Consider the following 4,375-nt stretch of genomic DNA (forward strand, 5'->3'; position numbering starts at 1 on the left):
GGCGCGGGCCGACGGCGGGCGGGCGGCGGGGAGCTTCGCCAGCGCGCGGGTGACGACGGCTGCGATGGCCGGCGGTGCGCCTGCCAGCGGTAGCGGCGCGATGTGCTGGTGGTGGCTCATCAGGTCGGTCATCGACAGGGCGCGGGGGAACGGCGGGCGGCCGCTGAGCAGCTCGTAGAGCACGATGCCGAGCGCGTAGAGGTCGCAGGCGGGGCCGAGGGTGCGGCCGTCGAACTGTTCGGGGGCCATGTAGACGGGGGTGCCGACGAACGTGCTGGGCGCGGCGCCGGCCGCGCCGACGAGTTTCGCGATGCCGAAGTCGGTGACTTTCAGCAGGGCGTCGGCGGTGAACAGGATGTTGTCCGGTTTGATGTCGCGGTGCAGGACGCCGCCGGCGTGGGCGCCCGCCAGCGCGGCGCAGGTGGCCAGGCCGACGGCGGTGACGACGTCGACGGTCAGGCCGCGCGCGGCGAGTCCGCGGACGCTGCCGCCGGCGAGGCGTTCCATCACGAGCAGGCACAGGTCGCCGGCTTCGACGTAGTCGTAGATGCCGACGATGTGGGGATGGTCGAGGGCGGCGAGCATCCGGGCCTCGGTGAGGAAGCGGCCGTGGGCACCGCCGTCGGCGCCGCTGGTCGAGAGCACCTTGATCGCGACGTCGCGGCCTAGCTGGCGGTGCCGGCCGCCGAGGACGACGGCGTGCCCGCCGTGGCCGAGCACCGTGCTCACGTCGTAGCCGGGCAGCGCGTCGGCGACCCGGTCGGTGACGAACCGTTCCGGTTCCGGGCCGCTCAGACGCACGACGGTCTCACAGCCATGATGGTCTGGATCGCATGGCCCGATTATGTGCAGGGCGGGTCGTAGTGCAGGTCGGGAAGGTACTGCTTCCATTCGGCCCTGGTGAGCCCGTCGCCGGCACGGGCGCACATCTGCTTGATGACGTCGGTCGGGTCGAGACTCCAGACAAAGCCGACCACCTGGAAGGGCGTGCCGACCAGGTAGTTGCCCTGGCGGGCGAAGTCGACGGCGGCGAATCCGTTGTAGCGGCCGGCGAACGTCGCGTACGGCCTTGGGTTCGACGGTTTCGACACGTCCCACAGGCGCACGACGCCGTCCGAGCCGCCGACGGCTGCCGCCATGAGCTTGCCGTCGGCGCTGAACTCGATGGCGTTGACGCCGGCGCCGAGGCCGGTGATCGGCGCGAGCTCACGCGGGTGACGGCGGTCCGCCACGTTCCACAGGGCGATCTGGGTGTCGAAGCTGGCCACGGCAAGGGTCTTGTTGTCGCGGGCGAAAGCGATGTTGATCAGGGCGCTGCGGAAGCCGCTGATCGTGCTGATCGCCGTCGGCCGGCCCCGGTTCGTGATGTCCCAGAGTCGGATGGTGCGGTCGCTGCTGCCCGAGGCCAGGGTGCGCCCGTCGGGGCTGAACGCGACGGTGGCGGCGTTGTAGCGGTGGCCGGTGAGGGTCGCGAGCCGCACCGGGCTGGCGGGCGTCGAGATGTCGAGCAGCACGACCGAGGCGTCGCCCAGCGCCAGCGCCAGGGTGCGTCCGTCCGGGCTGACCTCGAGATCGTTGACCCCGACCGTGCCGACGCGGACCGTGGTCAACGGGCGTGGATGGCGCAGGTCGGCGACGTCGTAGAGGGTAAGCGCCGCGGGCGAGGCGGCGGTGGCGCCGACGCTGGCGGCGATGAGCACCCGGCCGTTCGGGGTGAAGCGGATGCTGTCGATCGCCGCGTCGAAGCCGCCCAGCGCGGCGGTGTGCACCGGATGGCCGGGGTCGGTCATGTCCCACAGGTGCACGGCCTGGCCGTAGTCACCGGTGGCAACGGCGCGGCCGTCCGGGGAGACCGCGGTCGACCAGATGAACTTCTCGGTGCCGACGAGGGTCGCGCCCGGGGTGTCCCACAGGCGCAGGGTGCGGTCGTCGGCACCGGAGGCGAGGGTGCGTCCGTCCGGGCTGAACGCCACCGACCACGGTTTGGACGCGTGCGGGTAGACGGCGACGGCATCGCCGTGGCGGGTCGGATCGTAGATCTTCACGGTGTTGCTGACGGCGATCGCCACCAGATTCGCCCGGCTGATCGCGACCGAGACCGGTGAGCGGACGTCGTCGTAGACCTGGATCTGCCGGGGCTGGCGCGGGTCGGTGATGTCGTAGACCCGCGTGGTGGTGTCGTCGCTGCCGGTCACCGCCAGCCGGCCGTCCGGGCTGAGGGCGACCGAGCGGATGTTCGTCGCCGAGTCGAGCACGACGTTCGGCCCGACCTCGCCAGCGAGCGCGCCGAGCCGGACCGGGGCGGCGGGGTCGCGCACGTCCCACAGCAGCGCCTGGCCGTCGTCGCCGCCGGTGAGCAGGGTCGCGCCGTCGGCGCTGTAGGCGATGGTCTCGACGGTGGCGGTGTGGCCGGTGACGGTGTGGCCGGTGACGGTGTGGCCGGTGACGGTGTGGCCGGTGACGGTGTGGCCGGTGACGGTGCCGGCGGGGTGGATCGCGCTGACGTCGGAGACGTCCCACAGCCGCGCGTCGTTGCCCCAGCCGCCGGTGGCCAGCGTCCGGCTGTCGGGGCTGAACGCCAGGGCGAACACCGATGCGGTGGCGCCGCTGATCGTCGCCGCGGGGCGCGGGTGGGCCGGGTCGGTGAGGGTCCACAGCCGCACGGTGTGGTCGTCGCTGCCGGTGGCCAGGTACTGGCCGTCGGGGCTGAACGCGACGGACTTCACCGCGAGGGTGTGGCCGCGGATCATGCTCAGCGGGGTGTCGCGGGACGGGTTCGTGGCGTCCCACAGGGCGACGCTCCAGTCGTCGCTGGCCGCGGCGACGAGGCGGCCGTCCCGGCTGTAGGCGACGGCGCCGATCGGGCGGTTCTGGCTGCCGAGGTGGCGGGTGGCGAAGCCGTAGCCGCTGGCGAACGTGGCCAGCACCGCGCTGCGGGCCTGCGCGCTGTGCGCGAGCCGGTAGGCGACGGCGGAGAGCTGGGCGGCGGCCAGCGGGTCGGCGGCGCGCAGCTGCGCGGCCTGCCGGCCGATCGCGACGGATCGGGCGTCATCGCGCTGGGCGGCGACGTCGGCGCGCGCCCAGAAGGCGAACGCCATCGCCCCGCAGGCGACGACGACCAGCGCGCTCAGCGCGGCGACGAGCTGGCGCAGCCGTCTGGTGCGGGTCGCCTCGACGCGGTGCGCGTCCTGTTCGGCAACGACGGAGGCGGCGAGGAAGTCGCGGGCGGGCCCGTCGAGGCCGACGCGGGCCGGCTCGTCGTCGGCCCATTCCCGCACGGCGGCGAGCCGGCTGCCGGTGAACAGGTAGGACGGGTCGCGCCCGCCGGTGTCCCAGGTCGTGGCGGCGTCGGTGAGCCGCTGGCGGGTGACGGCGGCGGCCCGGTCGACCTCGATCCACTCCCGCAGCCGCGGCCAGCTACGCAGCAGCGCCTCGTGGGAGATCTCCACGGTGTCGGCGTCGGCGGTGACCAGGCGCGCGGCGACGAGGGCGCCGAGCACCGCGGGGACGCTCTGGCCCGGCAGCGACAGCAGTTCGGCACGCCCGACGCGGCGGCGGGTGTCGTCCGTGCCGTCGCCGAAGCGGACGAGGCGCAGCATGATCTGCCAGGCGGTGTCCTGCCCGGCGGCGTCGAGGGCGCCGAAGGTCTCCTCGGCGGTGCGGGCGATCGCCCCGCGCAGCCCGCCGACCCGCAGGTAGCCGGCGACGGTGAGCACGCCGTTGTCGCGTTCCGCCCAGGTGGCCCGCAGCGCGTGCGCGAGCAGCGGTAGGGAGCCGGGGTCGGTGACGACGCCGTCCTCGTCGGCGCCGAGGTCGTGTAGCAGCAGGTCGACCAGGCCCGGTTCGACGATGAGCCCCACCGCCTCGGCGGGTCGCACGATGGCGTCGCGGACCTCGGCGGCGGTCATCGGGCCGACGACGACCTGCCCGGTCTGCAGGCAGTCGACGAGCTCCGGGTGGGCGGCGCACCAGCCGTAGAAGTCGGCGCGCACGCCGAGGACGACGATCGCCGGCGCGCCGGTGTCGCCGTCGCCCCGGGAAGCGGCGACGAGCGCGCGGATGAACGCGGTGCGTTCCCGCTCGTCGGCGCAGAGTGTGAACGTCTCCTCGAACTGGTCGACGACGATCACGACCCGCCGGGCGGCCCCACCGGCGCCGGCGGGTCGCAGCGCGAGCAGGTCCGTAAGGGCACCGACGAAGCTCGCCGGGTCGGCGACGACGTCGAGGCGGGCCGCGGCGAGCACGGACAGTCCGGCCGCCCCGGCGAGCTGGCCGGCGAGTTCCCGCGCCGGATGCTCGGTCGGCGTCATCAGGACCTGCGGCCAGCCCCGGGCGCCGGCCACCGCCCCGCGGGTCAGCGCCGGCAGCACCCCGG

At 74.3% G+C, this 4,375-nt stretch carries 2 protein-coding genes; both read right to left on the minus strand.

The window, feature by feature from the left end; genetic code table 11:
• Positions 1 to 801 (minus strand): serine/threonine-protein kinase (locus MXD58_RS21090; protein WP_250609785.1); only part of this gene is annotated, 801 nt, incomplete at its 3' end.
• Between the two features lie 41 nt (positions 802 to 842).
• Positions 843 to 4,375 (minus strand): WD40 repeat domain-containing protein (locus MXD58_RS30415; RefSeq protein ID WP_284678662.1); only part of this gene is annotated, 3,533 nt, incomplete at its 5' end.

The sequence above is a fragment of the Frankia sp. AgKG'84/4 genome, assembly GCF_023242965.2.
GTDB lineage: Bacteria > Actinomycetota > Actinomycetes > Frankiales > Frankiaceae > Frankia.